The 24,772-nt window shown below is 67.8% G+C and carries 28 protein-coding genes and 2 tRNA genes; 17 read left to right on the top strand and 13 right to left on the bottom strand.

From position 1 onward, the window contains the following. Positions 1–33: 33 nt before the first annotated feature. The 5 genes from ACP699_RS07105 to ACP699_RS07085 all read left to right on the top strand — a co-directional run bounded on the left by ACP699_RS07105 (position 34) and on the right by ACP699_RS07085 (position 4,062). Positions 34–1,191: a DNA polymerase III subunit delta' gene (locus ACP699_RS07105; RefSeq protein ID WP_055873937.1), complete on the top strand. Its 1,158-nt coding sequence runs from the start codon at positions 34–36 to the stop codon at positions 1,189–1,191. Beyond that, positions 1,188–2,741 carry an alpha/beta hydrolase gene (locus ACP699_RS07100; protein ID WP_426170282.1) on the top strand — a complete coding sequence of 518 codons (1,554 nt, stop codon included), beginning with the start codon at positions 1,188–1,190 and terminating at the stop codon, positions 2,739–2,741. The genes ACP699_RS07105 and ACP699_RS07100 overlap by 4 nt, the downstream gene beginning before the upstream one ends. Before the next feature lie 69 nt (positions 2,742–2,810). After that, positions 2,811–2,883 (top strand) — tRNA-Thr (locus tag ACP699_RS07095). A 67-nt stretch (positions 2,884–2,950) separates the two neighbouring features. Then, positions 2,951–3,532: an isochorismatase family protein gene (locus ACP699_RS07090; RefSeq protein WP_426170280.1), complete on the top strand. Its 582-nt coding sequence runs from the start codon at positions 2,951–2,953 to the stop codon at positions 3,530–3,532. Next, positions 3,529–4,062 (top strand): DUF1697 domain-containing protein, encoded by a 534-nt coding sequence (locus ACP699_RS07085; RefSeq protein WP_426170278.1) that lies wholly within the window; start codon positions 3,529–3,531, stop codon positions 4,060–4,062. The genes ACP699_RS07090 and ACP699_RS07085 overlap by 4 nt, the downstream gene beginning before the upstream one ends. Here the strand turns inward: ACP699_RS07085 and ACP699_RS07080 are convergent. Beyond that, complete coding sequence (locus ACP699_RS07080) at positions 4,043–4,267, bottom strand: hypothetical protein (RefSeq protein ID WP_082524259.1); 225 nt, start codon at positions 4,265–4,267, stop codon at positions 4,043–4,045. The genes ACP699_RS07085 and ACP699_RS07080 overlap by 20 nt on opposite strands. Before the next feature lie 25 nt (positions 4,268–4,292). Here ACP699_RS07080 and ACP699_RS07075 point away from each other — a divergent pair, with 25 nt between their 5' ends. Next, complete coding sequence (locus tag ACP699_RS07075; protein WP_055865274.1) at positions 4,293–4,808, top strand: CGNR zinc finger domain-containing protein; 516 nt, start codon at positions 4,293–4,295, stop codon at positions 4,806–4,808. A gap of 81 nt (positions 4,809–4,889) precedes the next feature. Beyond that, positions 4,890–5,834 (top strand): DUF1254 domain-containing protein, encoded by a 945-nt coding sequence (locus ACP699_RS07070; RefSeq protein ID WP_426170276.1) that lies wholly within the window; start codon positions 4,890–4,892, stop codon positions 5,832–5,834. A gap of 7 nt (positions 5,835–5,841) precedes the next feature. On the opposite strand, the gene ACP699_RS07065 is transcribed toward ACP699_RS07070, so the two are convergent. Then, entirely contained in the window at positions 5,842–6,387 is a 546-nt protein-coding gene (locus ACP699_RS07065; protein WP_141385840.1) for a type 1 glutamine amidotransferase domain-containing protein, read from the bottom strand. A 180-nt stretch (positions 6,388–6,567) separates the two neighbouring features. Between ACP699_RS07065 and ACP699_RS07060 the strand changes: the two genes are divergently transcribed. Both ACP699_RS07060 and ACP699_RS07055 read left to right on the top strand, forming a co-directional pair. Further along, positions 6,568–7,023: a hypothetical protein gene (locus ACP699_RS07060; protein WP_127482830.1), complete on the top strand. Its 456-nt coding sequence runs from the start codon at positions 6,568–6,570 to the stop codon at positions 7,021–7,023. Between the two features lie 113 nt (positions 7,024–7,136). Beyond that, complete coding sequence (locus tag ACP699_RS07055) at positions 7,137–7,577, top strand: DUF1622 domain-containing protein (RefSeq protein WP_055865269.1); 441 nt, start codon at positions 7,137–7,139, stop codon at positions 7,575–7,577. Between the two features lie 99 nt (positions 7,578–7,676). Here the strand turns inward: ACP699_RS07055 and ACP699_RS07050 are convergent. Beyond that, positions 7,677–7,749 (bottom strand) — tRNA-Lys (locus tag ACP699_RS07050). A gap of 137 nt (positions 7,750–7,886) precedes the next feature. Further along, on the bottom strand, positions 7,887–8,543 hold the full coding sequence (locus ACP699_RS07045) for a fasciclin domain-containing protein (protein ID WP_017828978.1): 657 nt from the start codon (positions 8,541–8,543) through the stop codon (positions 7,887–7,889). A 195-nt stretch (positions 8,544–8,738) separates the two neighbouring features. Between ACP699_RS07045 and sigK the strand changes: the two genes are divergently transcribed. The 4 genes from sigK (at position 8,739) to ACP699_RS07025 (ending at position 11,843) form a co-directional block, all read left to right on the top strand. Next, on the top strand, positions 8,739–9,338 hold the full coding sequence (sigK, locus tag ACP699_RS07040) for an ECF RNA polymerase sigma factor SigK (protein ID WP_031205569.1): 600 nt from the start codon (positions 8,739–8,741) through the stop codon (positions 9,336–9,338). After that, positions 9,335–10,135 carry an anti-sigma factor gene (locus tag ACP699_RS07035; RefSeq protein ID WP_055873930.1) on the top strand — a complete coding sequence of 267 codons (801 nt, stop codon included), beginning with the start codon at positions 9,335–9,337 and terminating at the stop codon, positions 10,133–10,135. Before sigK ends, ACP699_RS07035 begins: the two co-directional genes overlap by 4 nt. 29 nt (positions 10,136–10,164) lie before the next feature. Further along, a complete protein-coding gene (locus ACP699_RS07030; protein WP_017828975.1) occupies positions 10,165–10,794 on the top strand; it encodes a hypothetical protein in 630 nt (209 codons plus the stop codon). Between the two features lie 164 nt (positions 10,795–10,958). Continuing rightward, complete coding sequence (locus ACP699_RS07025) at positions 10,959–11,843, top strand: aminodeoxychorismate lyase (protein ID WP_055865265.1); 885 nt, start codon at positions 10,959–10,961, stop codon at positions 11,841–11,843. Positions 11,844–11,935: 92 nt separating this feature from the next. Here the strand turns inward: ACP699_RS07025 and pstB are convergent, their stop codons facing one another. The 7 genes from pstB to ACP699_RS06990 all read right to left on the bottom strand — a co-directional run bounded on the left by pstB (position 11,936) and on the right by ACP699_RS06990 (position 20,041). Further along, positions 11,936–12,715, bottom strand: coding sequence for a phosphate ABC transporter ATP-binding protein PstB (gene pstB / locus ACP699_RS07020; protein WP_400647112.1), 780 nt, complete (start codon positions 12,713–12,715; stop codon positions 11,936–11,938). Between the two features lie 29 nt (positions 12,716–12,744). Continuing rightward, entirely contained in the window at positions 12,745–13,836 is a 1,092-nt protein-coding gene (pstA, locus tag ACP699_RS07015) for a phosphate ABC transporter permease PstA (RefSeq protein WP_426170270.1), read from the bottom strand. Between the two features lies 1 nt (position 13,837). Continuing rightward, positions 13,838–14,803 carry a phosphate ABC transporter permease subunit PstC gene (gene pstC / locus ACP699_RS07010; protein WP_400647117.1) on the bottom strand — a complete coding sequence of 322 codons (966 nt, stop codon included), beginning with the start codon at positions 14,801–14,803 and terminating at the stop codon, positions 13,838–13,840. Between the two features lie 100 nt (positions 14,804–14,903). Continuing rightward, complete coding sequence (locus ACP699_RS07005) at positions 14,904–16,004, bottom strand: phosphate ABC transporter substrate-binding protein PstS (protein WP_426170267.1); 1,101 nt, start codon at positions 16,002–16,004, stop codon at positions 14,904–14,906. A 150-nt stretch (positions 16,005–16,154) separates the two neighbouring features. Beyond that, positions 16,155–17,144: an NUDIX hydrolase gene (locus tag ACP699_RS07000; RefSeq protein WP_055873917.1), complete on the bottom strand. Its 990-nt coding sequence runs from the start codon at positions 17,142–17,144 to the stop codon at positions 16,155–16,157. Continuing rightward, positions 17,141–19,306, bottom strand: a complete 2,166-nt coding sequence (locus ACP699_RS06995; RefSeq protein ID WP_055873914.1) for an RNA degradosome polyphosphate kinase — start codon at positions 19,304–19,306, stop codon at positions 17,141–17,143. Before ACP699_RS06995 ends, ACP699_RS07000 begins: the two co-directional genes overlap by 4 nt. Before the next feature lie 51 nt (positions 19,307–19,357). Further along, the gene (locus ACP699_RS06990) at positions 19,358–20,041 is read right to left on the bottom strand and encodes a winged helix-turn-helix transcriptional regulator (protein WP_055865247.1); all 684 of its coding nucleotides are present in this window, start codon (positions 20,039–20,041) and stop codon (positions 19,358–19,360) included. Positions 20,042–20,112: 71 nt separating this feature from the next. Between ACP699_RS06990 and ACP699_RS06985 the strand changes: the two genes are divergently transcribed. The 3 genes from ACP699_RS06985 (at position 20,113) to ACP699_RS06975 (ending at position 22,288) form a co-directional block, all read left to right on the top strand. After that, on the top strand, positions 20,113–20,403 hold the full coding sequence (locus ACP699_RS06985) for a hypothetical protein (protein WP_017828966.1): 291 nt from the start codon (positions 20,113–20,115) through the stop codon (positions 20,401–20,403). A 150-nt stretch (positions 20,404–20,553) separates the two neighbouring features. After that, positions 20,554–21,156, top strand: a complete 603-nt coding sequence (locus ACP699_RS06980) for an FABP family protein (RefSeq protein WP_055873911.1) — start codon at positions 20,554–20,556, stop codon at positions 21,154–21,156. Position 21,157: 1 nt separating this feature from the next. Then, positions 21,158–22,288, top strand: coding sequence for a YgfZ/GcvT domain-containing protein (locus tag ACP699_RS06975; RefSeq protein WP_426170260.1), 1,131 nt, complete (start codon positions 21,158–21,160; stop codon positions 22,286–22,288). 23 nt (positions 22,289–22,311) lie between these two features. On the opposite strand, the gene ACP699_RS06970 is transcribed toward ACP699_RS06975, so the two are convergent. Next, positions 22,312–23,139 carry a class I SAM-dependent methyltransferase gene (locus ACP699_RS06970; RefSeq protein ID WP_055865238.1) on the bottom strand — a complete coding sequence of 276 codons (828 nt, stop codon included), beginning with the start codon at positions 23,137–23,139 and terminating at the stop codon, positions 22,312–22,314. 58 nt (positions 23,140–23,197) lie between these two features. On the opposite strand from ACP699_RS06970, the gene ACP699_RS06965 reads away from it, so the two are divergent. Beyond that, a complete protein-coding gene (locus ACP699_RS06965) occupies positions 23,198–23,947 on the top strand; it encodes a phosphoglyceromutase (protein ID WP_021199094.1) in 750 nt (249 codons plus the stop codon). 71 nt (positions 23,948–24,018) lie between these two features. Here the strand turns inward: ACP699_RS06965 and phoU are convergent, their stop codons facing one another. Next, a complete protein-coding gene (gene phoU / locus ACP699_RS06960; protein WP_055865234.1) occupies positions 24,019–24,729 on the bottom strand; it encodes a phosphate signaling complex protein PhoU in 711 nt (236 codons plus the stop codon). Between the last annotated feature and the right edge of the window lie 43 nt (positions 24,730–24,772).

Genomic DNA, 24,772 nt, shown 5'->3' with positions numbered 1-24,772 from the left:
GTGAGCGTCGGTGGTCGCGATTAGGCTGAGACCATGCCCCAGACCGTTCCCGCCCCGTTTCCCTGGGCGGATGTGTGGGGGCAGGACGCCGCCGTCGACACGCTCCGCGCCGCGGCATCCGATCCGTCTGCCCTCTCGCACGCCTGGTTGATCACGGGCCCGCCGGGCTCGGGACGCTCCACCCTCGCGTACGCCTTCGCCGCCGCGTTGATTGCCGACCGGCCCGATGACGAGAATGTCATGCGCCAGGTGCTCGCCGGCACGCACCCCGATGTCACGGCGTTGCGCACCGACAAGGTCATCATCACCATCGCCGAGGCGCGCGGTCTCGTCGAACGCTCCTACTTCGCACCGTCTGCGGGGCGCTATCGGGTCATCGTCGTCGAAGACGCCGATCGCATGGTCGAGCGCACCTCCAACGTGCTCCTGAAAGCGCTCGAAGAGCCGCCGGAGCAGACGGTGTGGATCCTGTGCGCGCCCAGCGAGGCCGACCTGCTGCCCACGATCCGATCCCGCGTGCGCTCACTGCGGTTGCGGGAACCCGACGTCGCCGATGTCGCCCGGCTCATCAGTCTGCGCACCGGCGTCGACGAGGTCGTCGCAGAACAGGCGGCGCGGCACGCGCAGCGTCACATCGGCATGGCCCAGCGACTCGCCACCGACGATGCGGCTCGGCGTCGCCGAGACGAGACTCTTCGCTCCGTCCTCGGTGTCAGGGGAGTGGGCGATGCGGTCGAGGTCGCCGGTCGCATCATCCAGGCCGCCACGGAGGACGCGAAGGCGCTCACCGCCGAGCGCGACGCCCAGGAGCGGGCGTCGCTGCTGCGCACGATCGGCATCGCCGAGGGGCAGGCGGTCCCGCCGGCCCTGCGCACGCAGCTCTCCGCGCTCGAAGACGATCAGAAGAAGCGGGCGACGCGCAGCCTGCGCGACGGGATCGACCGCGTGCTCACCGATCTGCAGTCGCTGTTCCGCGACGTCGTGATGCTGCAGTTCGGCCGTGGTGACGATCTCATCAACAGTGAGCTTCGCACCGAGCTGACCGACCTCGCATCCGCCTGGTCCGAGACCCGTACGCTAGTCGTACTTGACCACCTTGCCGACACGCGGCAGTCGTTGGAGCGCAACGTCGCCCCTCTGCTCGCCCTGGAGAGCTTGCTCGTGACCATCACGAGCGGGAGGAAACCGTGAACAATCGATCGACTTCCCGCTTGCGTCGAGCCGCCGCGATCCTCGCAGGGCTGGCCGCTGCGTCCGTCGCGCTCTCGGGCTGTCTGTACGCGATGATCCCCGAGCAGTCCTCGCGGCCGTCGACGACCAGCGCCCCCGATACCGAGGGCGTCGCCGAAGACCTGCTGCCTTTCTACTCGCAGGAGCTGACGTGGACGGAGTGCGGTGTCGGCTTCGACTGCACCGATGTCACGGCGCCTCTCGACTGGGAAGACCCGGGTAAGGGCGAGATCACCCTTTCGGTGGTTCGGCACCGCGCCGAGGGCACCCCCGTCGGCTCGCTGCTGACGAACCCGGGTGGCCCCGGGGCGAGCGGTGTCGACCTGATCCTCAACAGCCTCGACTACGCCGTCGGTGCCGACCTCATCGAGAACTTCGACGTCATCGGGTTCGACCCGCGCGGGGTCGGGGCATCGACCGCGGTGACCTGCTACGACGCCCCGCAGATGGACGAGTACCTGTACAGCATCCCCGCTGCGGCCCGTGGCACGGCGGAGTGGGAGGCTGAGCTGCTCGATTCGCACAAGGCCTTCGCCGAGGCGTGCGACGCGAACAGCGGCGGCATCCTGCCCTACATCACCACGGTCAACGCCGCCCGCGACATGGATCTGATCCGCGCGGTGCTGGGCGACAAGCAGCTGAACTACCTCGGCTACTCGTATGGCACGTTCCTGGGGGCGACCTACGCGAAGCTGTACCCCGAGAAGGCCGGTCGTCTCGTGCTCGACGGCGCCATCGATCCCGCCGTTCCGGGGCTCGAGGTCGGAGCGACACAGGCGCTCGGGTTCGAATCCGCGCTGCGCGCCTACATGCAGGACTGCCTCGACTCGGGGGAGTGCCCGTTCAACGGCACCGTCGATGAGGCGATGACCGATCTGGGAGCGCTGCTCGCGAGCGTCGACAGCACACCGCTCAAGAGTGGAGACGGCCGCATGCTTGGCGCGGACTCCCTGATGACCGCCATCATCGCGGCGCTCTACTCGCAGGACAGCTGGGGCTACCTCACGCAGGCGCTCGATGAGGCGCTGCAGGGCGACCCGACATCGGCGCTGTTCCTCGCCGACTTCTACAACGGACGCGAGAACGGCACCTACACCGACAACTCCGCCGAAGCTTTCCGTGCCTACAACTGCATGGACTACCCGGTAGAAGACGATCCCGCAGCAGAGGCAGCGATCAACGCGAAGATCGCTCAGGGCGCACCGACGATCGCGCCGTACTGGACCGGCCCCGACTCCTGCTCGGTCTGGCCGTACCCTCCCACGGGCACGCGTGGCGAGATCAAGGCCGAAGGTGCAGGCCCCATTCTCGTGATCGGCACCACGAACGACCCGGCTACCCCGTACGAGTGGTCCGAATCACTCGCGAACCAGCTCGAAGAGGGTGTTCTGATCACGCGCGTCGGCGAAGGGCACACCGGGTACAACAAGGGCAACGCCTGCGTCGACGACGCGGTCGAGGCTTTCCTGCTCGATGATGTCGTGCCCGAAGACGGCCTCCGCTGCGAGTGATGCGGCCTCGATTCGCGAGAGAGCGCGAGACAGGGTAATATCGGTGATCGCGCCGCTCACGCGTCGCACGCCGCTTTAGCTCAGTCGGCAGAGCATTTCACTCGTAATGAAAAGGTCGTCAGTTCGATTCTGACAAGCGGCTCCGAAGGCCCCGTGATGCGAAGAACATCACGGGGCCTTTCCCGTTCCTCACGGCGTACTCTCGAAGCATGAGCAGAGCGCTTCTCATCGTCGACGTCCAGAACGACTTCACCGAAGGCGGGGCACTCGCCGTCGAGGGAGGCGATGCGGTCGCCGCGGCCGTCACCCTCTTTCTCACCGCCCACGCCGGCGACTACGACGTGATCATCGCCTCGCGCGACTGGCACGACGCCGACGGTGACAACGGAGGGCATTTCGCGCTGGCTCCCGACTACGTCGACTCGTGGCCGGTGCACTGCGTCGCGGGAACAGCGGGGGCCGAGTACGACCCGCTTCTGGCGACCGATGCCGTCACCCACCATGTCCGCAAGGGGCAGGGGAAGCCGGCGTACTCGATGTTCGAGGGTCGGACGGAGGCGGGGGAGACGGTGGGCGCGATCCTGACCGCGGCGGGCGCGCTCACCGCCGATGTGGTGGGCATCGCGACCGACCACTGCGTGCGGGCGACAGCCCTCGACGCCATCGCGCACGGCGTTCGCGTCCGCATCTTCACCGACCTCGTCGCCGGAGTCGCACCCGCGCCCAGCGAGGCCGCACTCGCCGAGCTCGTGCACGCGGGAGCGGAACTGGCCGAGAGCCCCAAGGCGTGAGTCGGAGCGTCCTGCTCCTGCGGGCCGTGAACGTCAGCGGCCGCAACCGCGTTCCGATGGCGCGTCTCCGCGAAGTGCTCGCAGCCGAGACCGACCTGGCCGACGTCTCCACGTACATCGCCAGCGGCAACATCCTCTGCCGCACGCCACTGGATCCGGATGCCGCGTGCGACGCTGTGCGCGCGGCCATCCGGGTCGAGTTCGGGGTGGACACCCCCGTCATCCACCGCACGCACGCGCAGTTGGTGTCCTCGGAATCCGCGCAGCCGTTCCCCGAGGGCGACGTGAAGTTCGTGCATGCGATGTTCCTCCAGGCCTCGCCGTCGGAGGGTGCGATCGAGGTGTTGGAGCAGCGCCTCCTTCCGGCGGAGCGGATCGCGCTGGTCGGTGACGACGTGTGGATCGACTACGGCGAGGGCGGCGTGCACTCCACCCGACTCACGAAGGCCGTGCTGGATCGGGCGCTCGGCGTCGCGGGGACGGCACGCAACCTGCGGACGGCGCGGACGCTCATCGAGCTGACGGCGTGATTCCGCCCAGATCTGTACTCATCGCTGCCGGTGGCGTGTGCGGGTGGGCCTGCAGGTCGACCCGGCGGGTGTCGCAGGCCGAGCACCGCACATAGAGCACGATGCCCTCGCTCGTCGGATGACGTGACTCCACGAGCCAGGCATGCTCGTGCGCCGGCGCAGCGGGGTGGACGCGGGGGATCGGAAGCGTGTTCAGCGAGGTCATGCATCCAGCGTGATGTAATGGTCTTATGCATCTCAACCCTTACGGCGAGTATGCCGTGCTGTTGGCCGCGTCACTGGCCAACGACTGGCCGGTGGATCGAGCAGGGATCGAGGCGCGCACACTCGAACTGGGGATGACGCAGACCTTCCCGCCCGCCGCGGATGACCATGAGCGGGTCAGGGTGGTCATCGACGAATGGCTCTCGATCGTCGATGAACCCGACCCCGACGCGCGAGCGGCCCTCCTCAACGCACAACTCGCCGCCGCAGCCGCCTACCCGCGCCTGACGAACCACGACGACGAAGGATGGCACCTGCACTACCGCGACGACGTGCCGTCGATGCCCTACGTGCTCCGCGCGGTCATCAGCCTGGGCACCTCGCTGCATCTGGTCACCCGGGGGATGAGCCGGCTGAGTCGTTGCCAGGCCGCGCCCTGCACGAGAGTCGTCGCGGACGTGACCCGCAACGGCCGCCAGCGCTTCTGCTCCGTGCGTTGCGCCAACCGTGCGGCGGTGCGCAGACACCGCGCCCGGATCTGACAGACGGCGAATCGAGACTTTCGGCCACACCATGCGCGAGGCTTCCGTGCCACGATGGCCGAGAGACGATGAGGAGACGACGTGTCTGATGTGATCGTGAATGTCGACAACTTCGCCCGTGCTGAGACGGACGTGATGATCGATCGGATTCTGCAACAGGCCGGGGCCGTGAACGCGATCTACCACGATCGGCAGTTGGCACCGCTCGACAGGCAGCCCGTGATCCGACAGAACCGCGACACGCTCTACTCGGTCGCGATCGTCGACATCTCTCACGGAGCGACGTTCACGCTTCCGCCGTTCGGCGACCGATACGTCTCGGTCATGATCATCAACCAGGACCACTACATCAACCGGGTGCTGCACGAGCCGGGAACATACGATCTCACTGTCGACGAGTTCGGTTCCGACTACGTGGTGGTCGCCGCCCGTGTGCTGTTCGATCCGACTGATCCCGACGACCTCGATGCCGTCCACCGCATCCAGGACGGCATGCGTGTGGATGCGGGCTCTGCCACCCCGTTCGCACCGTCGGCGTTCGACCCGGTGACCCATAAGGTCACCCGTGATCATCTCCTGGCGCTCGCGGAGGGTCTTCCCGGATTCTCGCGGAGCTTCGGGAGCGTCGAGCAGGTGGACCCCGTGCATCACCTGCTGGGAACCGCTGCCGGCTGGGGCGGGCTCCCCGACGATGAGGCGCAGTACGTCGCACTGTTCCCCGGGCTCGAGCCCGGGCGCTACCGGCTCACGCTCCGCGACGTGCCGGCGGATGCGTTCTACTCGGTCAGCGTGTACAACGGCGACGGATACTTCGAGCCGAGCGCTTCCGGCATCACGAACGTCAACGACGTGTTCGGCGTCAAGAACGACGACGGATCCATGACGGTGTGGCTCGGCGACTTCGACGACGATCGCCCCAACCGGATACCGACGCCCGAGGGATGGAACCTGTTGATCCGCCTCTACCGTCCACGGCTGGCCGAGGTGGCGGGCTGGACCGTTCCCTCGGTCGAGCCCGCCGACTGAAGCACGGTCAGGCGGTCTGCCCGGCGTGCTTCCCCTCGCCGATCTCCTCGACGAGCTTCGCGTTGAACGCCGGTAGATCGTCGGGCGTGCGGCTGGAGACGAGGCCTTCATCGACCACGACCTCTTCGTCGACCCACGTCGCGCCCGCGTTGCGCAGGTCGGTGGTCAGGCTCGGGTAGCTGGTGAGCCTGCGCCCGTCGACGACACCGGCCTCGATGAGGATCCAGGCGCCGTGGCAGATCACGCCGACCGGCTTGTGCTGCTCGAAGAAGGCCCTGGCCAGATCGACGGAGGCCTTGTCCATGCGCAGATGGTCCGCGTTGACGACGCCGCCGGGCAGAACCAGCGCGTCGAACTGATCCGCAGCGGTCGCCGACGCGTGTAGATCCACGGCCTGTTCATGTCCGTTCTTGCCGGTGATGGCCGCACCGTCCGGGGCGATCATGGTCGCGCTCGCACCTTCCGCCGTCACCGCATCCCAGGGACTCGTGAGCTCGCTGTCCTCGAATCCGTCGGTCGCGAGGAATGCCACGCGGCTGCCGCTGAGAGTCATCGTTCGTCCTTTCCTGGAGAGTCGTCCGCCGTTCGGGGGACGACTCCACGATCCCCCGCAGCGGAAGAGGAGGGAAGGGGGTGGCCGCGCAGGCGAGCCGGTGATACAGGTGAGCGGGAGAAGCGACGGCCCTCGGAGCGCTCCGCTCGGATCGAGGAGCCTCGGCAGTACGATCCAGACATGCGCGTTCGTCCTGCACTCGTCCTCCTCTCGGCGCTCGTCCTGCTCGCGGGGTGCGCTCCCGAGCCGGCGGCGAGCCCCTCGCCCTCCGCCTCCAAGACGTCTTCGCCGACCCCCACGCCGTCTCCCTCGGCGTCCGAGACCGCGGAACCGCCGGCGGCGGGGACGGAATTCACTCCCTCGGTGCTCGTGCAGCTCTGCACCGAGAGGACTCGCGCCCTTGCCCCGAACGCGACGTACTTCGGCGACATGGCGACCACCGAACGGCTCGAACCGTCATCGCTCTGGTTCGTGGTCATCCCCAAGACGCTCGACGGCGCGGACAGCGTCGCGGTGTGCGGCATCGGCGGCACCCAGGAGGCGCCGGTGTTCGCCCTCGAAGGGGAGACCCTCCCGGATGGAGTGGCCGACATCCGCGAAGAACTGCTGACCGGAGCGCCCGGCGGCGAGTCCTGAGACGGCTGCCGAGAGGCGAACTGCGGCGGAGAGAGCATCCGCGCGTCTTCGACGTCACCGTAGAGTGATCCTGTCGGTGGGGTGACCTGACCGAACAAGAATGAGGGGGCCACGTGGTTGAGGGGATCGAATCGTTCTTCACCGTGATCGCGGTGGGCTTCGAGGTGCTCGGTGCACTCGCGATGGTCGTCGGGTTCATCATCGCCGTGGTGCTCGCCGTCCGTTCGCTGCGACGGTCGGGCGACGGTCACGCCGCCTATCTGCTCCTGCGCAACACGCTCGGCGCCGCTATCCTGCTCGGCCTCGAAGTCTTGGTCGCTGCCGACCTCATCCGCACCATCACGTCGAAGCCGTCGATCGAGGACGCCGTGATCCTCGGCCTCATCGTGCTGATCCGGACGGTGCTCTCGATGTCGATCCAGATCGAGATCGAGGGTGTCGCGCCCTGGCGTCGAGCCCTCCTGACCAGTGGCGGCCAGCTGATCGCGGAGAACGTCCGCCGAGACCGTGCCGCGGAGGCGACGGCCGTTGCACCCGAGGCGCCGACATCCTGAGCGACCTGCGCGCGGATGTGCCGTCCTCCTCGACGGAGGCGTGGACGCCCGGGGCTGCTGACGGTTCGTGCGGATACCCCAAGCACATCGTCTTCTGGGTGGGCCCCGTGGGGCTCGAACCCACGACCCGCGGATTAAAAGTCCGATGCTCTGCCAACTGAGCTAGAGGCCCCTCATCAAAGTCTAGTGCGCACGACGAGGGGCCGTCGGCGACACAGCACCACCGACGGCCCCTTTCCTTCCCGGGTCTCTCCTCCAGAACCCGAGAAGGGCGTGTGCCGGGCGTCCTCCCACCCGGCTGTCCCTGGCTTAGGAAGCCGGGGGCATCAGAACCGTGTCGATCAGGTACACGGTCGCGTTCGCGGTCTGCACTCCACCGCAGATGACGCTGGCGCCGTTGACCTTCAGGTCATCGCCGCTGCCGGTCACCTCGAGGTCGGCGCCCTGCACGGTCGTGTGCATGCCGTCGATGTCAGCCGGCTCGATCTGTCCGGGGACCACGTGGTACGTCAGGATCGAGCTCAGCGTGGCGCTGTCGGTCTTGAGGGCCTCGATCGTGGCGGGGTCGATCTTCGCGAAGGCGTCATCCACCGGTGCGAAGACGGTGAATTCGCCACCGTTCAGGGTGTCGACGAGGTCGACGTCGGGGTTGAGCTGTCCGCTCACCGCAGCGACCAGCGTGGTCAGCAGCGGGTTGTTCGAAGCCGCGACCGCAACCGGGTCCTGCGACATTCCCTCGACCGAGCCTGCGCCGTCCGGCACGGCGTCGGCGTATGCCGCGCAGCCGGGGCCGACCAGGTTGGCCGCCGGGTCCATCTCCATCGGCGTCGACTCCGACGTCTCCGGTGCCGTCGGCTCGGACGATTCCGTGGTGCTGCCGCTGCCCATGGAACAGGCGGAGAGCAGGAACGCGCTCGCCAGGCCGAGGGTGATCGCTGCGGTGACCTTCTTCTTGGTGCTGAACATGTCGAGCTCCTTCAGAACTGAGCCACGGCCTCTCCGTGGCGTCGAGGGCTGTTCGGAGCCCGCTCGCGATCGGATGGGACGAATCTGAGAAATCTTTGAAACCGCCTCCACGACCGCGCAGGAGCGGACATTTCCGCGATCTCTTTTCCTTCACATTCGGGCGACGTCTGCACGTGATTGGGGAGGAGATACGGCATGCTTATGGAGATGGTCATCGATGGGTTCGACGTTCCCGAGGACGGAGCGACGCAGGATGCTGTCGCCGACCTCATCGTCCGCGTCGCCTCCGGTGATCAGGCTGCCTTCGCGACTCTCTATGACATGCTCTCCTCCCGCGTGTTCGGCCTCATCCTCCGTGTGCTGATCAACCGCGCGCAGAGCGAGGAGGTGCTCCAGGAAGTCTTTCTGGAGATCTGGCAATCCGCTTCCCGCTTCGCTCCGAACAGAGGTCAGGGACGAGCGTGGATCATGACGATCGCTCATCGCCGGGCCGTCGATCGGGTGCGAGCTTCGCAGTCGAGCGCCGACCGAGACGTACGAGCGGGATTCAAGGACATCGGCGTCGCGCACGACAGTGTCGCGGAGCAGGTCGAATTGGGGATCGAGGGAGGAAAGGTCGTCGAAGCGCTGTCGGGTCTTCCGGAAGCGCAACGTGAAGCGCTCGTCCTCGCGTATTACGGCGGTTACAGTCAGAACGAGATCGCGGCACTCGTGGGAGCGCCGCTGGGGACTATCAAGACACGGATGCGAGACGGGCTCACTCGTCTGCGCACGGCGATGGGGGTGACGGCATGAACGAGAAGGACTTCGCGGAACTCGCGGCAGGTGCCGCGCTGCACTCGCTCGACGCAGAAGACGAGCGACGCTATCGCGCTGCCCTCACTGAGCACCCGGAATGGGAGGACACTGTGGATGCGGACACCGCCACCGCTGCGTCGCTCGCAGACCCGGTCGAGCCTGTCACCCCGCCCTCGCACATTCGTACCGCTCTGCTCGCGCGGATCGCGGACATGCCGCAGGACGACGGATCGCGAACGGATCCGGACCCCTCCTCGGCGAACGCCGAGAGCACAGCAGATTCGTACGGCGCCGGCGCCGGTGCCGAGCCCGCGATCTCACCGAAGCCGAAGCAGCGCCGCTGGACGCGGAGCGTGTTCGCCCTGGCCGCATGCCTCGCCGTGCTCGTGGGCGTCGGAATCGGTGCGGTCGCTCTCAATCAGCAGCTGAACCCGCCCGCGAGCGTGGTCGCTCTGCAGGAGATCGAAGCCGCCGGAGATGCCCAGCAGGCGACCGTCGAGCTCGACGACGGCGGCAGTGCCACAGCGCACTGGTCGGCGTCCGCCGGCAAGGCGGTACTGGTGGCCGACGGCCTGCCGAGCCCGGGTGACGGACAGACCTACGAACTGTGGTTCGTGCGCGGCGACGGCCCCGTCGCCGCCGGCGTCTTCGACGTCGACGGTGGGGAAGCCACAGCCCTGCTCACGGGGGACATGCAGGCAGGCGACGCGATCGCCGTGACCGTCGAGCAGGCCGGCGGCTCGCCGTCCGGTCAGCCGACCACCGACCCGGTGATCGTGATCCCCACGGCGTGAGCCGCACTGATCGCGCGTACCCTGGAGGGATGCCCGAGCAGTACCACCGCCCTGTGCGCCGCCCCACGAGTGCCTTCGACAACATCGTCGGCGCGCACGATCCCGCCGAGGAGACGCGCGTCGCGCATGCCACGGCATCCGCTCTGCTGACCCGTGTCCGCGCAGATGAGAGTGGGGCGAGTGCGGAACGTCTCGTGGCCTTCACCGCCGAGCACGGGATCGACGAGATCGCCGAATTGTGGTCGAAGGCGCCGTCGCGCACGCTGCCCGGCGCACTCTGGCGCCTCTACGTCCTGCAGCTCGCGATCCACGGCGACCCGCAGACCGCCGCACTCCTCTACGACCGGGGGCGCGTCGAACTGCCGTCGGCGGATGCGGTTATCGCGGGGGCGCCCGTGCCGGCGAGTCCGGACGAGCTGGTCGCCTTGATCGACACGATCCTGCGGGGCGCGTTCCGCGGCGACTTCGCCGTCGCACTCGACCGCGCCGCGGCGTTCTGCCGCGTGCAGGCCTCGGGGGCGACCCATGCCGCCGACGATTACGAGCCGACCGAGCCGGCTCGGGCCAGCGAGCTGACCACGCGCGCGCTGCGGCTGAGCAGCTACGGTCAGGATCTGGCCGCGGCCGCTGTGCTGTGGCGGATGGATGCTCTCGCCTGAGGCGGCGGAGAGACTGCCCGGACATGAAAAGACCGGGCCGCAAGAACGCCTCTCGGCGGAAGGCCGCTCAAAGCGGCAAAAATTGGAGCCCGGGGTTATGCGGCCCGGCCACTCAATTGTAACGCGATGAGGCGGTGGGTATTCCCGCCATCTAGGCTCGGATTATGACAGGGCGCTTTGCACTCATGATCGATCCCGTCGCCGCCGACGTGCAGCGCAGCGACTTCGCCGACACCTTCACGCAGGTCGACGCTGCGGCCCCCGCGCTCAGTGTCGGGGAGCTGAGCACACAGCGCGGTGACGGCGTGTTCGAGTCGATCGGCGTGGTCGACGGGCATGCCCAGGAGGTCGTGCCCCACCTGGAACGCCTCGCGCATTCCGCCCGACTGTGCGACCTTCCCGTGCCGAACCTCGCGCAGTGGCGCCAGGCCATCGACCACGCGGCCGTGCGGCTGGGTGCGGGTGAGTCGGTCATCAAGCTCATCCTCAGCCGTGGGGTGGAGCACGGACCCACTCCGACGGCGTGGGTGACCGCGGCCCCGGCTGCCGACTTCTCGGCCGTGCGCGAGAGAGGCGTACGCGTCGTCACGCTCGACCGCGGGTACGACTTGGGTGCGGCGGAACGGGCCCCGTGGCTGTTGCTGGGCGCGAAGACACTGTCGTACGCCGTGAACATGGCCGCCCTTCGCGAGGCGCACCGACGCGGCGCGGACGATGCGATCTTCCTCTCGAGCGACGGGTTCGTGCTGGAGGCTCCGACCGCCTCTCTGATCCTCCGCTTCGATGACCGGTTCGTGACCCCGGCTCCGAACGGCGGCATCCTGCACGGCACGACGCAGCTCAGCGTCTACGAGTATCTCGCCGCCCAGGGGTTCGACGTCGGCTACGACCGCATCCCGGCGACCGACCTCCCCCAAGCGGATGCCGCGTGGCTGGTGTCGAGCGTGCGTCTCGCCGCCGCGATCACGGCCGTCGACGATGTCGCACTTCCGGTCGACCACACGCTGACCGCCGACCTGAACCGCTACCTGCTCTCGCCCCGCGACTGATCCCTCGAGGCGCCGGCACGCGAAGACGCGCCGCAACGTGAAGAGGGCCCGGGAACCGAAGTTCCTGGGCCCTCTTCACGTGTTTGCTCAGCTCACCCGAAGCGGCCGGAGACGTAGTCCTCTGTGGCCTGCACGGAGGGAGTGGTGAAGATCGACGTGGTGTCGTCGTACTCGATCAGCTTCCCGGGCTTGCCGGTGCCGGCGATGTTGAAGAACGCGGTCTTGTCGGACACGCGGCTCGCCTGCTGCATGTTGTGCGTCACGATCACGATCGTGAACTCGTTCTTGAGCTCGCCGATCAGCTCCTCGATCGCATAGGTCGAGATGGGGTCGAGAGCCGAGCACGGCTCGTCCATCAGCAGCACCTGGGGCGACACCGCGATCGCGCGGGCGATGCACAGACGCTGCTGCTGACCGCCCGAGAGGCCGGACCCGGGCTTGTCGAGGCGGTCCTTGACCTCGTTCCACAGGTTCGCGCCCGTGAGCGACTTCTCGACGAGGGCGTCCTGGTCGCTCTTCGACATGCGGCTGTTGTTGAGCTTTACACCGGCGAGGACGTTCTCCTTGATCGACATCGTGGGGAACGGGTTCGGACGCTGGAAGACCATGCCCACCTGGCGGCGGACGAGCACCGGGTCGACGCCGGCACCGTAGAGATCCTTGCCGTCGAGCAGCACCTCGCCCTCGACGCGCGCGCCGGGGATGACTTCGTGCATGCGGTTGAGGGTGCGCAGGAACGTGGACTTGCCACAGCCGGAGGGGCCGATGAACGCCGTCACGCTGCGCGGCTGGATCTCGAGCGACACTCCTTCAACCGCGAGGAAGTTGCTGTAGTAGACGTTCAGGTCGTTGACTTCGATGCTCTTGGACACGAGGGTTCCTGTTCTGACGGGTCGGGTGCTCAGCGGCCGCTGATCTTGGGAGCGAACAGCTTCGCGATCAGACGCGCGAGCAGGTTCAAGACCATGACGATGAGGATGAGGGTGAGGGCCGCAGCCCATGCGCGGGCGACAGCCGCGTCCGGGTTCGTCCCTTGGTTCATGTACTGGTTGTAGGCGAACACCGGCAGGGTCATCATCTGACCGTTGAAGATGTTCGTGTTCAGGCTCTGCGTGAACCCGGCGGTGAGCAGCAGGGGAGCCGTCTCGCCGATCACGCGCGAGATCGCGAGCATGATCGAGGTGGTGATACCGGCGATCGAGGTGGGAAGGACGACCTTGAGGATCGTCAGCCACTTCGGGACACCGAGTGCGTAGGACGCCTCACGCAGCTCGTTCGGAACGATCTTCAGCAGTTCCTCGCTACCGCGCACCACGACCGGAATCATGAGTACTGCGAGCGCCAGAGCGCCCATGAATCCCATCGAGATCCCGGGTCCGATCAACAGCGCGAAGACCGCGTAGATGAACAGACCAGCCACGATCGAGGGGATGCCAGTCATCACATCGACGAAGAACGTGATGGCCTTCGCGATCTTGCCCCGACCGTACTCGACGAGGTAGATCGACGTCATGAGCCCGATCGGGACCGAGATTATCGTGGCGGTGAGCGTGATCAGCACCGTCCCCCAGATGGCATGCACGATGCCGCCGCCGTCGCCGACGACGTTGCGCATCGAGGAGCTGAAGAACTCGGCGTCGAACCGCTCGATGCCGTTCGCGACGACAGTCCAGAGCAGCGAGACCAGCGGCAGCAAAGCGATCAGGAAGGCAGTGGCGACCAGCGCCGTCATCAGGCGGTCGACGGCTTTGCGTCGGCTCTCGACGATCGACGAGATGACGGTGATGATCACCATGTAGAGCAGGATGCCGACGACGAGAGTGCCGGCGATGTTGAAGTTCGCGATGCTGGTGCCGGCAGCGGCGACGCCGAAGATCGCGGTGGAGATGAGCAGGGATCCGCCCAGGAGGGCCCAAGGGCCCCACTTCGGCAGCCTCCCGGAGGTGAGCGCGGCCGCGTTCTGAGTGGCGGGGGCAGCGGTGAGGGTGGTCATGTCAGTTCGCTCCCGAGAACTCGGCGCGGCGCGCGACGATCCAGCGCGCCAGCGCATTGACCGCGAAGGTCACGACGAAGAGTATGAGACCGGTGGCGATCAGAGTGTTCACGCCGGTGTCGTGGGCTTCGGGGAAGGCCAGGGCGATGTTGGCAGGGATGGGCGTCGGGTTGGTGGCGGTCAGAACGAGGAAACTGACCACAGCCGAAGGCGAGAGCACCATCGTCACGGCCATCGTCTCACCGAGAGCTCGACCGAGGGCGAGCATTGCGGCCGAGACCATACCGCCGCGGGCGAAGGGGAGCACTGCCATGCGGACCATCTCCCAGCGGGTGGAGCCGAGGGCGAGTGCAGCCTCTTCGTGGAGCTTCGGAGTCTGTAGGAAGACCTCGCGGCAGATGGCGGTCATGATCGGGATGCACATGACGGCGAGCACGAGCGCTGCGGTGAGGATCGTCTTCCCTGTTGCGGAGACCTGACCCCCGAAGAAAGGGATCCAGGAGGCGTTGTCGTTCAGCCAGGCGTAGATCGGCTGAAGGAGCGGAGCGAGCACGAGTCCGCCCCAGAGGCCGAAGACCACCGAGGGGACCGCGGCGAGCAGGTCGATCACGTAGCCGAGGAAAGCGGCGAGGCGCCGATGTGCGTAGTGCGAGATGAACAGCGCGATGCCGATCGAGATCGGGGCAGCGACGATCAGCGCCATGAACGCGGCCCAGACGGTGCCGAACACGAGCGGACCGACATACGTCCAGAAGGACTGCCCCTTGAGGATGTGGTTGTCGCTCGTGTCGGGCTCGAAGGCCGGAATGCTCTGGATGATGAGGAATGCGGCGACGAGCGCGAGGACGATGAGGATGATGATCCCCGCCCCGAGCGCGGTTCCCGAGAAGACCCGGTCGCCGAGTCTCTGCTTCGCCCTGATCGGTGTGGACGGTGCGGGCGGAGCCTGCGAAGTCGACGTGCTCATGGTCTCCTGTTTCCGGGCTGGAGGGGTTGTTTCATGACCGCCCGATGCCCTCGCGCCCGCGAGGCGCGAGGGCATCGGTCTCAATCGAATGCCGAGGTGATCAGTCGACCTTGATGGTGTCGATGGCCGCGAGAACCTTCTCGCGCAGGCCGTCCGAGATGGGGGCGCTACCGGCGTTCTCGGCGGCGGCGTCCTGGCCCTCAGGGCTGGCGATGTACTCGAAGTAGGCCTTGACCAGAGCAGCAGTGTCCTTGTCGTCGTACTCCTCGCACGCGATCATGTAGCTCACGAGCGCGATGGGGTAGGAGCCGGCCGGCGCTGCCGCCGGGTCGATGTCGAAGACGAGGTCTCCGGCACCGCGGCCCTCGACGAGGGGAGCTGCCTCGACCAGGGCTGCGGAAGCCTCGGCCGAGTACTCGACGTACTCGTCGCCGACGCCCACGTGAACCTGGCCGAGAGCCGTCGTCTGCGATGCGTCCGCGTACCCGATCGTGCCGTTGCCGGAGGTGATCGCCTGGACGACGCCGGACGTGCCCTGCGCTGCCTCGCCACCCTGGATCGGCCACTCGCCGTCGGCCTCGTAGGTCCACACATCGGGCGCGGTGGCGGCGAGGTAGTGGGTGAAGGTCTCGGTCGTGCCGGAGTCGTCCGAACGGTGCACCGGGGAGATGGCCAGGTCGGGGAGCGCGACGCCCTCGTTCTGGTCGGCGATCGCAGCATCATTCCACTTGGTGATCGTGCCGGCGAAGATGCCGGCGATGCTTGCGGCGTCGAGGTTGAGGGTGTCGATCCCCTCGAGGTTGAACGCGACGGCCACCGGCGCGATGTACAGGGGGACCTCGACGATGGCGTCGGATGCGCACGTGCCGAATCCGCCGGCGGCCTCCTCCTCGTCATCGAAGGCGCGGTCGGAGCCGATGAAGTCGCTGGCGCCCGCAAGGAAGTTCTCCCGGCCAGTGCCGGAGCCCGTCGGCTCGTAGTTGATGGTGACATCGGCGTTCGCCGTCTGGAAACCGGCGACCCATGCCTCCTGGGCAGCCGTCTGAGCGGACGATCCCGTCGCCTTGAGGCTGCCGGAGAGCGTGGACGCGGAGGGCTCGTCGGTGGAGCCGGTGCCGCCTTCGTTCGCGGCGCAGCCGGCGAGGGCGAGAGCGGCGACGGCGCCGATGGCGCCGATTCGTGCGATTCGGGAGATCTTCACTGTGGATCCTTCGATCTGGAATGGGTGGGGCCCGGTGCAGGGCACACAGTGACGCTATGGGCGACGGTTAACGAGACTCTCCCGAGCAGGTGAACGGCAGGTGAACGACGGGCGACTCTCTGGGGTGCTCCCGCGAGAAATCAGGGGACGTCAGACTTTGGGGATGTGCGTCTCGATGGCGATGATCCCGGATCCGGGGTTCGTGGCCGAGAGGTGCACGACCGAGAACGCGGCAGGCTCGAGGTCTGCTGCGCTGCTGAGGTAGGACCCCTGGATGGTGCCGGTGGCCAGCGCGATCTCCGAGAGCAGGCCGGGAAGCACCGGGCCATGGCTGCACAGCACGGCCGGCTTGCCTGCGCGGATGCGGCGGCCGACGACCGCACGCAGGTCGGACCCGCCGTCCTCCCAGGCGTCCTGGCTGATCTTCTCGGTCTTCACGGGCTTGCGATCGAGCGCGCGGGAGAGCGGGGTGATCGTCTCGACGCAGCGCACCGCGTCACTGGTCACGATCCGACGCACGCCGAACGCGCGCAACGGTCCGACGATGGACTTCGCCTGCGTGCGCCCGCGCTCGGTGAGCGGTCGCGAGGCATCCGAACCGTCCCACTCCGAACGAGGCGTGGCCTTCGCATGACGCAGCGCGATCACCGGGAAGGTGCGCAGCACGCCGTCGTCGACGAGGTTGGAGAAGAAGTCGAGGATCTCCAGGTCGACGGGGTAGCTCAGGCGTGCACGCGCCTTCTTCACACTGACCCACTCCAGCGCGGCGATCTCGCGGTTGGGAACGAACGTCGATTCCCGGATCGCCGCATCCGTCGCCTCCGCAGCCCAGTAGTGCACGACCTTCTGCTTCTGCGAGGCGAGGTGGTACCGGCTCACGCCGACCGACACCCCGAGAGAGACGCGGATGCCGGTCTCCTCGTGCACCTCGCGCACGGCCGTCTCGGCGAGCATCTCACCGGGATCGACCTTGCCCTTGGGGAGGGTGATGTCGCGGTATTTGGTGCGGTGGATCAGCAGGATGCGAAGTTTGCCGTCGACCAGGCGCCACACGACGGCCCCCGCCGCGTACACGGCCTTGTCCGTCCACTTCGAGCTCGTCGCCGTGTCGGCCGGGAGCTGCAGCTGTCGCGCAGTCATCGAACCGCCCGTGCGCGACGGCGCCGCTGGATCAACCCCATGGTCTTATCCTGCAGGTCGATGAGGGGCTTGCCCTCCGCATCGACGGCGTGGCGTTCCCAGACGCCGCCGGCGCCGAGGTGCCACGAGGTCGTTCCGGCGTCCATCGCCAGGTCGAAGAACGTCCCGAGCTCCTTGAGGTGGGCGGGGTCGGTCACGCGCACCAGAGCCTCGACGCGGCGGTCGAGGTTGCGGTGCATCATGTCGGCGCTGCCGATGTACACCTGCGGGTCGCCGGCGTTCTCGAACGCGAAGATGCGCGAGTGCTCCAGGTAACGCCCCAGGATGCTGCGCACCGTGATGTTGTCGCTGATGCCGTCGAGGTCGGTGCGGAGGCTGCAGATGCCGCGCACCCAGACATCGACCTTCACACCCGCTGCGCTCGCGCGGTAGAGCGCATCGATGATCTCCTCATCGACCATCGAGTTCACCTTGATGCGGATGTGCGCGGGAATCCCGGCCTCGGCGTTCTTCCGCTCGGCGTCGATCTGGCGGATCAGCCCCTTGCGCAGATGCAGCGGCGCCACCAGGAGGCGCTTGAACTTCTTCTCGATCGCGTAGCCGCTGAGCTCGTTGAAGAGTCGCGTCAGGTCCTTGCCGACCTGCGCATCCGCGGTGAACAGTCCGAAGTCCTCGTAGATGCGGCTGGTCTTCGGGTTGTAGTTGCCGGTGCCCACGTGGGAGTAATGACGCAGCATCCCATCTTCCTCGCGGATCACGAGCGCGAGCTTGCAGTGCGTCTTGAGCCCGACGAGCCCATAGACCACGTGCACGCCGGCCTTCTCGAGCTTGCGCGCCCAGACGATGTTGTTCGCCTCGTCGAAGCGCGCCTTCACCTCGACGAGGGCCAGTACCTGCTTGCCCGCTTCCGCCGCGTCGATGAGGGCCTGCACGACGGGGCTGTCGCCGGAGGTGCGGTAGAGCGTCTGCTTGATGGCGAGCACGTGCGGATCGCGGGCGGCCTGCTCGAGGAACGCCTGCACGCTCGTGGTGAACGACTCGTACGGGTGGTGCACCAGCACGTCCGACTTGCGGATCGCCTTGAAGATGTCGGCGCGGGCGCTCGATCCCGCGGGCTGGAACGCCACCGCCGTGGTGGGCAGATGCGGCGGGTAGCGCAGGTCGGGGCGGTCGATGCGCGAGAGGTCGAACAGACCGCGCAGGTCGAGCGGCCCGGGGAGACGGTAGACCTCGAGGTCGGTGATGTCGAGCTCGCGGACCAGCAGGTCCATCGTGACGTCATCCATGTCGTCGGTGATCTCGAGACGGATGGGCGGGCCGAACCGCCTGCGCAGGAGCTCGGCCTCGAGGGCCTGGATGAGGTTCTCGCTCTCGTCCTCCTCGATCTCCACATCCTCGTTGCGGGTGAGGCGGAACGCGTGGTGGTCGAGCACCTCCATGCCGGGGAACAGATCGCCCAGATGGTTGGCGATGAGCTCTTCCAGACGCAGGAAGCGCTTGATCTCGCCGCCTCCTGGCACCTCGACGAAGCGCGGGAGCATGGGCGGCACCTTGAGGCGCGCGAACTCCTGGCGCCCCGTGCGGGCGTTGCGGATGCGGATCGCGAGGTTCAGCGACAGGCCGGAGATGTAGGGGAACGGATGGGCGGGATCGACCGCGAGCGGCATCAGCACCGGGAAGACCTGGGCACCGAAGTACTCCGACAGCGCCGCGCGCTCACCGTCGGTGAGCTCTGACCACTCGGTGATCTCCACTCCGGATTCGGCGAGGGCGGGTCGCACCAGCGATGTCCAGGCGTCGGCATGACGCAGCTGCAGAGCGTGCGCCTCGCGAGAGATGTCGGCGAGCGCGTCGACGGGGGAGCGGCCGATGTTGGTGGGCACGGCCAGACCGGTCATGATGCGGCGCTTGAGTCCGGCGACGCGCACCATGAAGAACTCGTCGAGATTGCTCGCGAAGATCGCCAGGAAGTTGGCGCGTTCGAGTTCGGGGAGCGACGGATCCTCTGCCAGCTCGAGCACGCGCTGGTTGAAGGCGAGCCAGCTGAGCTCGCGATCCAGGTAGCGGTGGTCCGGGAGCTGGGAGTCGTAGGACTCGATGGCGTCGAAGTCGTCGTCTTCGGCGTCACCCAGCCCGGCGTCGGCGAGTGCGGGATCGATCATGGGGTACATCTAAGCACCGAGAGGTGACGCGCGTGTGAACGGAGTCGATCGTCAGACCACGCTCGCGAGGCTCTCGTCCTCGTTGACGTTGAAGCGGTAGCCGACGTTTCGCACCGTGCCGATGATCTGCTCCTGGTCGCCGAGCTTCGCCCTGAGCCGTCGCACATGCACGTCGACGGTGCGGGTGCCTCCGAAGTAGTCGTAGCCCCAGACCTCGCTCAGCAGCTGTTCGCGGGTGAACACACGAGCGGGGTGGGTCGCCAGGAAGTGCAGCAGTTGGAACTCCTTGTAGGTGAGATCCAGAGGCCTGCCGCGCAACTTCGCCGAGTAGGACTGCTCGTCGATCGTGACGCCGGATGCCTGCACGCGTGCGGGCTCGGCGACCTCATCGCGTCGAGCCAGCGCGAGACGCAGTCGGGCATCGATCTCGGCAGGACCGGCTGTGGCGAGCAGGACGTCGTCGATTCCCCAGTCTCCCGAGAGCGCGCTCATCCCGCCTTCCGTGACGACGAGCAGCAGTGGCGCATCCTGCCCTGCTGTCCGCAGCAGGCGGCACAGCGACTTCGCGGCGACGAGATCGTGGCGGCCGTCGACGATCACGACGTCGTAGTCGGGGGCGCTGACCAGCTGCGACGTCTCTGCGGGGATCTGGCGCGTGCGGTGGCTCAGCAGCTCGAGCGCGGGGAGCACTTGCTCGGAGAGCGGAGCGTTGGTCAGAACCAGCACCTGGGCCACGCGCACTCCTCACAGACGCGGATCGACGTCGTGCCGCCATGATACCGGGAGCGATGCGCAACAATGGAGACATGACGGATCCCGCACTCGCACCACGCAATGCGTTCGTCGGTGTGCTCGTCGTCTGGGCCACGGCCTTCCTCGCCACCGTCGCCATCGGCATCTTCGTGCCGGAGGAATGGCGTGTGCCCTGGCTGCTCGTCGGGTTCGGAGGCGTCGTACTGCTGTCCTTCGCGGTGCAGCTCTGGTACGGGCGCACCCAGGGCTTCATCTTCCGCGTTTCCGGAAGCGTCATCGGCGCTCTTCTGCTGATGGGCATCATCTCCGTCGGTTTCGGCCTCGCGGCGCTGATCCCCTCCTGACACCGGCGCAGCGCGGTAAGGTGGATGACATGGACCTCATGGCGCTCGAAATCTTCTTCATCGGCCTGCTGGGCCTTGCGAGCCTCGCTATCGTCTTCGTCTCGGCAGTGGTGCTGCGCAACCTCTTCCGCGGCCAGCGCTGACGCGATAATGCTCGAACTGCCCGTCGACCTTCCGGCCGATATCGTTCCCTTCGCGTGGCTTATCGGCGTCTGGGAGGGCACCGGCGTCATCGACTACCCGGTCGGGGATGAGCGTCTGCAGGGCGAGTTCACCCACCGGATCAGCTTCAGCCACGACGGCGGACCGTTCCTGAACTACTCCAGCACGGCCACGTTCCTCACGGAGGACGGGGCTCCCGCCGCGGCGCTCCTCGCCGAGACGGGCTTCTGGCGACTCGCGCGCCCGGCGACGGCCGCAGATCCCGGCCCCGCGCTGCTTCCCCCCACCGCGCCCGTGCACACGCGCACGGTCGACGACGTGGAAGAGTTGCGCGCACCCAGCGGTGGGTTCCCGATCGAGGTCTCGCTCGCGCACGCCGACGGCGCTCTCGAGCTCTACCTCGGCGAGATCAACGGTCCGCGCATCGACATCGGCTCCGACGCCGTCGTGCGCAGCGCCGGTGCGAAGGTGCACACCGCATCGTCGCGCATGTACGGCCTCGTCGACGGACATCTGTTGTGGGCGTGGGACATCGCCGCGCTCGGCACCCCGCTGCGCTCGCACGCGTCGGCGCGCCTGGCCAAGGTCTGACGTGTCCGGCTTCAGCCAGATCGACGGCGTCGTGTCCGACGGCGACCTCATCGTGCACTTCGGAGACGCCTTCCGCGAGCAGCGGCGTCTCGCCGGTGGTTCGGCTTTCGCACCGCTCGGCGACCGCACCGTGATCGAGGTGGCGGGCCCCGAGCGGTTGACCTGGCTCGACTCGATCACGTCGCAGGCCGTGGGGCGTCTCGCCGCCGGCGACAGCACAGAGCTCCTCGTGCTCGATCCACAGGGCCGCGTCGAGCACGCGGCCGGTGTGCTCGACGACGGCGCATCCACGTGGCTCATCGTCGACGCCGACGACGCCGATGCGCTCGCCGCCTGGCTGACGCGCATGAAGTTCCGCACCCAGGCCACGGTCGACATCCGACCCGACCTCGTGCTGGTCGGTTATGTCGAGGGCGGCTCCGTCGCATCGACGGTGACCGCTGCCGCGTCAGCTCCGAACGGCACCGCCCTCGTCTGGGCCGACCCGTGGCAGCGGATCAGCGTCGGAGGACACCAGTACTCCGAGGTCGCCGAGCACCCCGCCGCCGACTTCGCCTGGCGCGTCGCGATCCTCGAGGAGGAGGCTGCTGACGCCCTCGCCGCATCCATCGATCGGGAGTCGCTCGCGGGCCTCCTCGCCGCGGAGGCGCTGCGCGTGGCCGCCTGGCGCCCGCGGTGGAAGACAGAGGTCGACGAGCGCTCGCTGCCGCACGAGTCCGACTGGATCCGCAGCGCGGTGCACCTGAACAAGGGCTGCTACCGCGGGCAGGAGACCGTCGCGAAGGTGCACAACCTCGGTCACCCGCCCCGCCGTCTGGCCGCCCTCCACCTCGATGGCAGCGATGCGGTGCTGCCCGCGCCGGGTGCGCCGGTGTTCGCCGGCGACGACGAGGTCGGGTACCTGACCTCGGTGGCGCGTCATCACGAAGACGGTCCGATCGCGCTCGCGATCCTCTCTCGGCGCGCACCGATCGGCGACCTCGTGGTTCGCGCCGACGGCATCGACATCGCCGCCTCTCAGCAGGTGATCGTCCCGGCGGATGCAGGTGCGACGGCGGATATCCCGCGCCTCACCCGGCTGTCGCGACGGCCCACGGCTCCCGACCCTCGCGGTTCCGGCATCGAGCTCTGACCCGCCCTCGGCGGCAGGACGAATCAGTCCGTCAGCGGAGCGACTGCGGCCCACGGCAGCGTGAGTTCCCCCAGACGCCAACGCGTGCGTCCGCCGAGGACCGGCCAGCCCTGCGCGCGAAGAGCGGATACGGCGGCGAGGAAGCGCTGCGTGGCTCCGAAGGTCGACAGGGGCGCCGCGCGGTCCCACTCGCGGTCGAGATCGACGAGCAGCCCGTGGATGCGTTCTCCGGCGACGTTGCGGTGGATCAGCGCCTTCGGCAATCGCTCGGCGACGATGCTCGGGCGCTCGAGGTCGGCGAGCCGGAGGGAGATCGTGAAGCGCAGCGGTGAGCCGTGCGCATCGACGTCGACCCAGCTCGAGACGCGGCCGATCTCATCACAGGTGCCCTCGAAGAGCAGCCCGTCCGGCGCCAGGCGTGAGGCCATGCGGGACCACGCATCGGGAACGTCCTGCTCGTCGTACTGCCGCAGAACGTTCATGGCACGGATGACCGCGGCCCGGCGTCCGCCGGGAAGCGGAACCTCGAATCCGCCGCGCCCGAACGAGACCGGGAGGCCGCGGGCGAAGGGCGTCCGCCCCGCGCGCACCTCGGCGAGCTGGGCGTCGGCCGTCGCGACGCGCGCCGGATCGATCTCCAGGCCGCGCACCTCGACGTCGTCGCGCACCCGGACGAGGCGCGTCGCGAGCTCGAACGCGGTCACGCCGCTGGCTCCGTAGCCAAGATCGACGACCAGCGGATCGGATGCTCGGCGCAGGGCGTCGCTCGCGGCGATCCAGCGATCGTTGCGTCGCAGCCGGTTGGTCCCCGTGGTGCCGCGGGTCGGCCGACCGAGGGGAGATGACGCCATGTCTCCATCCTCCCAGCATCCGACTCGGGCTTCGGCTCCGGGCGGATAAACTGGCCGCATGACTGCGACGCGCACCCTCATCCTGCTCCGCCACGGCCGGAGCGAGTGGAACGAACTGAACCTGTTCACCGGTTGGGTGGACGTCCGCCTCAACGCGCAGGGCGAGAAGGAGGCGCGCCGCGGCGGCGAGCTGCTGGCAGAGTCCGGCATCCTCCCCGACGTGCTGCACACCTCGTTGCTCAGCCGTGCGATCCAGACGGCGAACATCGCCCTCGACGCCGCCGACCGTCTGTGGATCCCGGTGACCCGCTCGTGGCGGCTCAACGAGCGTCACTACGGTGCGCTCCAGGGCAAGGACAAGGCGCAGACCCTCGAGGAGTTCGGCCCCGAGCAGTTCCAGCTGTGGCGCCGCTCGTTCGACGTGCCGCCGCCCGTGCTCGACGACGAGAGCGAGTTCAGCCAGGTGAACGATGTCCGCTACGCGGGCATCGACGGCGAGGTGCCGCGCACCGAGTCGCTCAAGCTCGTCATCGACCGTCTGCTGCCGTACTGGGAGAGCGCGATCGTCCCCGACCTCGAGGCCGGGAAGACCGTGCTCGTCACGGCGCACGGCAACTCGCTGCGTGGCCTGGTGAAGCACCTCGAGGGCATCAGCGACGACGACATCGCCGAGCTGAACATCCCCACCGGCATCCCGCTGGTCTACGAGCTGGACGAGAACAACGTTCCCACCGGCCCAGGACGCTACCTCGACCCGGAGGCTGCGGCCGCCGGTGCCGCCGCGGTCGCGGCCCAGGGCAAGAAGTAGGAGCCTCCGCTCCTCACGCAGAAGCCCCCGATGCGAAGGCATCGGGGGCTTCTGCGTTGCCGTGGGTGCGATCAGGCGTGGCCGAACTCCTGCTGGCCGAGCTCCTGCTGCTCGACGGCGAGGGGGATGTCATCCTCATCGACCGCCCAGTCACCGGTGGCGAGATAGACGACCTTCTTCGCGACGGCGACCGCGTGGTCGGCGAAGCGCTCGTGGTACCGGCTGGCGAGCGTGGCGTCGACGGTCGCCGTCGCCTCACCCTTCCAGTTGTCGCTGAGCACCTTCTCGAAGACGGTGGCGTGCAGTTCGTCGACATCGTCGTCCGCGTTGCGGATGGCGTCGGCGAAGCGCAGATCCTGGGTGCGCAGCAGCTCGGAGAGCGTGCGGGCCACCTCGACGTCGAGCTCGCCCATCTTCACGAAGGTGCCCTTGAGGCCCTTCGGGATGGCGCGCTCGGGGAAGCGGAGGCGGGCGAGCTGGGCGATGTGCTCCGACATGTCGCCCATGCGCTCGAGCGAGGCGCTCACACGCAGAGCGGTCACGACGATGCGCAGATCGCGCGCGACCGGCTGCTGGCGGGCGAGGATCTCGATCGCCTGCTCATCGAGGGCGACGGCCAGCTCGTCGATCTTGGCGTCATCGGCGATGACCTCCTCGGCCAGTGCCACATCGCTCGTGGCGAATGCCCTGGTGGCCTTGTCGATCGAGACCGTGACGAGGTCGGCGATCTCGACGAGGCGGTTCTGAAGGTCCTCGAGGGACTGGTGGAAGACTTCGCGCATGTTGGGGCGCAACCTTTCATTCGGATCTCGGCTGTGTCAGCGC

The organism is Microbacterium sp. DWRC1-3 (assembly GCF_049896645.1).
GTDB lineage: Bacteria > Actinomycetota > Actinomycetes > Actinomycetales > Microbacteriaceae > Microbacterium > Microbacterium maritypicum.
This window is presented reverse-complemented; position numbering and strand designations above follow the sequence as displayed.

Excerpts from the sequence above, each read along its gene's own strand:
- ACP699_RS06965 (WP_021199094.1), top strand. The coding sequence starts at position 23,198 with ATGACTGCGACGCGCACCCTCATCCTGCTCCGCCACGGCCGGAGCGAG.
- ACP699_RS06970 (WP_055865238.1), bottom strand. The coding sequence starts at position 23,139 with ATGGCGTCATCTCCCCTCGGTCGGCCGACCCGCGGCACCACGGGGACC.
- ACP699_RS07000 (WP_055873917.1), bottom strand. The coding sequence starts at position 17,144 with ATGACTGCGCGACAGCTGCAGCTCCCGGCCGACACGGCGACGAGCTCG.
- ACP699_RS07105 (WP_055873937.1), top strand. The coding sequence starts at position 34 with ATGCCCCAGACCGTTCCCGCCCCGTTTCCCTGGGCGGATGTGTGGGGG.
- ACP699_RS07045 (WP_017828978.1), bottom strand. The coding sequence starts at position 8,543 with ATGTTCAGCACCAAGAAGAAGGTCACCGCAGCGATCACCCTCGGCCTG.
- ACP699_RS07065 (WP_141385840.1), bottom strand. The coding sequence starts at position 6,387 with ATGACTCTCAGCGGCAGCCGCGTGGCATTCCTCGCGACCGACGGATTC.
- ACP699_RS07075 (WP_055865274.1), top strand. The coding sequence starts at position 4,293 with ATGCATCTCAACCCTTACGGCGAGTATGCCGTGCTGTTGGCCGCGTCA.
- ACP699_RS07030 (WP_017828975.1), top strand. The coding sequence starts at position 10,165 with ATGCCCGAGCAGTACCACCGCCCTGTGCGCCGCCCCACGAGTGCCTTC.
- ACP699_RS06980 (WP_055873911.1), top strand. The coding sequence starts at position 20,554 with ATGCTCGAACTGCCCGTCGACCTTCCGGCCGATATCGTTCCCTTCGCG.
- sigK (WP_031205569.1), top strand. The coding sequence starts at position 8,739 with ATGCTTATGGAGATGGTCATCGATGGGTTCGACGTTCCCGAGGACGGA.
- ACP699_RS07025 (WP_055865265.1), top strand. The coding sequence starts at position 10,959 with ATGACAGGGCGCTTTGCACTCATGATCGATCCCGTCGCCGCCGACGTG.
- phoU (WP_055865234.1), bottom strand. The coding sequence starts at position 24,729 with ATGCGCGAAGTCTTCCACCAGTCCCTCGAGGACCTTCAGAACCGCCTC.
- ACP699_RS07035 (WP_055873930.1), top strand. The coding sequence starts at position 9,335 with ATGAACGAGAAGGACTTCGCGGAACTCGCGGCAGGTGCCGCGCTGCAC.
- pstC (WP_400647117.1), bottom strand. The coding sequence starts at position 14,803 with ATGAGCACGTCGACTTCGCAGGCTCCGCCCGCACCGTCCACACCGATC.
- pstA (WP_426170270.1), bottom strand. The coding sequence starts at position 13,836 with ATGACCACCCTCACCGCTGCCCCCGCCACTCAGAACGCGGCCGCGCTC.
- ACP699_RS07060 (WP_127482830.1), top strand. The coding sequence starts at position 6,568 with ATGCGCGTTCGTCCTGCACTCGTCCTCCTCTCGGCGCTCGTCCTGCTC.
- ACP699_RS06995 (WP_055873914.1), bottom strand. The coding sequence starts at position 19,306 with ATGATCGATCCCGCACTCGCCGACGCCGGGCTGGGTGACGCCGAAGAC.
- ACP699_RS07080 (WP_082524259.1), bottom strand. The coding sequence starts at position 4,267 with ATGACCTCGCTGAACACGCTTCCGATCCCCCGCGTCCACCCCGCTGCG.
- ACP699_RS07090 (WP_426170280.1), top strand. The coding sequence starts at position 2,951 with ATGAGCAGAGCGCTTCTCATCGTCGACGTCCAGAACGACTTCACCGAA.
- ACP699_RS06985 (WP_017828966.1), top strand. The coding sequence starts at position 20,113 with ATGACGGATCCCGCACTCGCACCACGCAATGCGTTCGTCGGTGTGCTC.